Source organism: uncultured Mucilaginibacter sp. (assembly GCF_903913935.1).
In the GTDB taxonomy this organism is placed as follows: domain Bacteria; phylum Bacteroidota; class Bacteroidia; order Sphingobacteriales; family Sphingobacteriaceae; genus Mucilaginibacter.
On record NZ_CAIWNH010000189.1, the window covers coordinates 1 to 4,186 of the forward strand.

Genomic DNA, 4,186 nt, shown 5'->3' on the forward strand with positions numbered 1-4,186 from the left:
CCAATTCGAAGTGGAACACACCGCGCAAAAATTTCGCTTCGGCTGTTACTTCTTTTGCATAATCCGGGGATACCGAACCATCTTTTATTTGAGGCAATTCGCGGATCACGTCATTTGCACGCTGAACAGCATTGTAAAATACCGACCATTTTTCAGAGATATACTCGTTTGAAGGGTCGATGGTGTGGTTCTCAATAGGAACCGCAGTAGGCTGGTCAGTTGTATTAGATCCTTTAAAAGCATCATCTGCACCAACGCCACCATAGATCCAGTTATCAATACCCGATTCCCATTCAGTAGATGTTTGGCCATAGCCATCCAACATGGAGTAGGCGCCGATCAGCAGGCCGTCGAGACCAGCCTTGTTGGCCAGTACCGAGCCGTTTAACGACCCTACCGGTGCCTGGTTCAGGAGCTTCTTACACGAATAGGTTAGTGTAAGCGCAACCAGAGAACCCAGGGCGATGAATTTACCATAAGAAGTTTTCATAACTCTAAATTTTTTATTTTTAATTAATTAAAATGTTAAGTTAACACCCAAAATATATTGTTTCTGGTTGCCTGGATAAGCACCATAATCTATACCCAAAGGAGCACCACCACCATTATTAGCCAACGAAGAAACCAATTCAGGATCTAAGCCGGTGTATTTGGTAACAGTAAATAAGTTGGTTCCTTGTACATAAACACGCAGTTTATCAAAACCGATCTTTTTAAGTAAAAGCGGATCGAACGCGTAACCAATAGAAAGTACGCGGCATTTCAGGAATGAACCATCCTGTACGTAGTATGAACTGGTAGTACTTGAACCTAAAGCCTGAGAGAACGAAGCAGCTGACAGGTTTGCACTTGGGTTAGTTACTACCCCATTTGATACAATTGCAGCGTTGTTATACAAGTTAAGGCTTTTGCCACCCTGGAAGGTACTGTAGAAATCTGTCCAGTACTCAGTATAGTTATAGTCCTTGTTTCCTTGTGAACCGTACAATACTGCTGTAAAATCAAACCTTTTGTAGCTTACGTTAAGGTTTACACCGTAAGTAAAGTTAGGGTTTGGATTGCCCATGAAAGTACGGTCGTTTGGAGTGATCTTGCCATCGCCGTCAACATCTTTATAGATGAATGAACCAGGAGCAGCACCATCATAACCTGGAAGGCTTGATACCTGTGAAGCATTTTGGTAAACGCCAGACACGATATAACCGAAGAATTCACCAATAGGATGACCAACCTGGTTCCTTACGATTGGATTGTCACGGTTATTACCGGAGTCAAAAAAGTTAGATAATCCGGTTTCTTTGGTAATGTTGTTCTTATAAGTAGTTATGTTGGCACCTATACTAAAAGTAAGGTCCTTGTTGATCCTGTCATGATAAGTGGCAGAGATGTCGATACCTTTATTCTGAACGTCACCAATGTTAACAACCGGGGCAGTAGCTCCACCAACAGTATTTGGCAATGAAGCCTGGAATAACAAGCCGGCACTTTCCTTTTTGTAATATTCAACTGTCAGGTCTAAATGATTAAATAACGACGCATCCAAACCAATATTGGTTAACTTATCATTTTCCCATGTAGTGTTAGGGTTACCGATATAGCTATTGTAGAAACCTTGCTGGGTTTGGCTTAAACCACCACCAATACCGTAGTAAGATGAACCTGCACCTGAATTAAATGCATTGTAAGGGTTACCACCGGGTGTGTTACCATAGAAACCGGCTTCACCGTAGCTTCCGCGAAGTTTCAGGTCAGTGATCCAGCTAACTCCTTTCAGGAAATCTTCCTGAGAAAGATGCCATGCCAGTGAAACTGATGGGAAAGTACCCCACTGTTTACCAGGATAGAACAACGATACACCGTCACGACGTACAGAAGCGCCTAAGATATATTTACCATCGTAAACATAATCTAACTTACCGAAGAATGATTCGATACCCACTGGTTGTTGCAATGAGCTGTATGGTGCTGAACTAACAGTACCATCGCCTAACTGCGCGTAAGCAGGGTCAAGTGAAAACAAACCTGTGTTTGAAGCGCCAAAATAACGGCCTGTGCTGTATTTTTGCTCATAACCGGCCAATACCTGGATATTGTGTTTGCCGATAGTTTGTTTGTATTGGATGGTGTTTGTCCAGTTATAGTTACTATTGAACTGCTCATTTTCGTCAATTCCGTTTGGATTGTTATGGCTTTCATAGTTTTCGTACGGATTGTAAGTAACATCGTTATAGTACTGGTTGTACAAACGACCACCGAAGTTGGTGTGCAAGGTGAAGTATTTGGCAATGTCAGCTTCAGCAAACATGTTACCCTCTACATATACGAATCTTGCGTGGTTGCTGCCGTTTCTAACAGCAATAGCGTATGGGTTACTACCGTTACCCAGTGGCTCGCCACCCGGACCGTCATAACCGCCGCCGTAGTTACCTCCAACGTCAAATACTGGTATAATAGGCATTTCGCGGTAAGTGTAGGCAATTGAGCCACCTTCCTGCTGCTGTGAACCAGGATATCCACCCTGATTTTCCCTGTAAGTAGCAAAGCCGCTTTCGCCAAAACGAATATGATCATTAACTTTAAAGTTAGAGTTCATACGGGCCTGGTACCTTTTTTCGTAAGTGTTTAATAATGTACCTGTTTGGTTTAAGTAGTTTAAAGAGAACAGGAATGTACTTTTATCACCACCGCCGCTTGCAGTAATGTTGTGCTGCATTTCAGGAGCTGAACTAAATACAGAGTGGAACCAGTCGGTACCTGCACCTGTTGCAAATTTCTGGACCAGGAAGTCGCTACCTGGGTTTGAAGCGTCGAACTTGTAGTACTGTAAGATGCCTGAATCGTTGGTTACGCCTGCAGTTCCGAAAGAACCAGCAGCAGATGAACCATGATAGCCATATGTTGGGATAACACCCGGGCCACCTGGATACAAACCTTCAGTTGCATTGTCATTAGCCCTGAAAGCCAATTCTGATTGTTGCTCAGGATTCATCAGGTGCCAAACGTTTCCTTTTAAAGGCTCCTGGTCACCGTACCAGCCATCATAGCTGATTGTAGTTTTACCGGCTTTACCTTTTTTGGTTGTTACTACAACAACACCGCTACCACCCGCAACACCATAAATAGCTGCTGCGCCCGCATCTTTTAATACGCTGATACTTTCAATATCGTTAGGGTTGATCAATGAAATGTCATTAACCTGCGCACCGTCAACAACGTACAAAGGGCTGGTGTTACCAAAGTTACCAATACCACGGATGTAAACGTTACTTGGGGCGCCTGGAGCACCGTTATTTACAACGGTAACACCTGCAGCCTGACCTTGCAGTAATTGCTCGGAACTGGTTGTAGGTATTTTTTTTGCATCGGCCACATCTACTACGGAAACTGATCCGGAGATGTCCTTTTTAAGCTGTGTGGTGTAACCTGTTACCACAACTTCATTAAGTGAACTTGAAGCAGGCTGAAGCGAAATAGTAACAAATTCGCTGCCTCTTACAGTTACTTCCTGAGAAACATAACCAATGTAACTTACTACAATTACATTGCCGGGACTTAGGCTTAAGGTAAAGTCACCGTTAACATCAGTTACTGCGCCAGTGTTGGTGCCTTTTATCCTTACGGACGCACCAACAACAGGTAATTTGTCATCGGCTCCGATAACTTTACCTGTGTGTTTTGTTTGGGCTGTAACTACCAATGAAGAAACCATGCAGCATAACAGCAGGCACAATGTTCTTCCCTTTAGGAGTAAACTTTTAAACATGAGATTGAGATTTAGTTGATTAATTTATTTGATTTTAAGACTTTTATTAAAAACTGGATTTATTTATATCGGCGGTCGGAAATTGACTTCAGCCAAAAGAAATTGGCAATGGCCCTGGTGAGAAGGACCTCCAATAGCTAAACAATTGAAAAAGAAAAAATGTAAACGTTTTATCATTTAATATGCACTAATAACAATAATAAATTTAAACTTATCACCACTTCACAACATAGCTTATACCCTAAAAAAGGGGCATCACCAAATCAATAAATGTTATAAAAATATTAGGTATTATATAATTGTTGGCCAACGTAAAAACCCTTATTGGCGTTGATACTAATGTAAATAGTGTGTACTGTTTACACAAGTAATTTTATAAGAATTATAAATTAATTATTTATTTGGCTTTTAGGCTAACAAAAC

At 41.7% G+C, this 4,186-nt stretch carries 2 protein-coding genes; both read right to left on the minus strand.

Annotated features, from left to right (window positions below):
- Positions 1-490, minus strand: a 490-nt coding sequence (locus QZY09_RS07020) for a RagB/SusD family nutrient uptake outer membrane protein (RefSeq protein WP_295670158.1), incomplete at its 3' end; no start/stop codon positions are given.
- Positions 491-517: 27 nt separating this feature from the next.
- Positions 518-3,763, minus strand: coding sequence for a TonB-dependent receptor (locus QZY09_RS07025; RefSeq protein WP_295670161.1), 3,246 nt, complete (start codon positions 3,761-3,763; stop codon positions 518-520).
- Positions 3,764-4,186 lie beyond the last annotated feature (423 nt).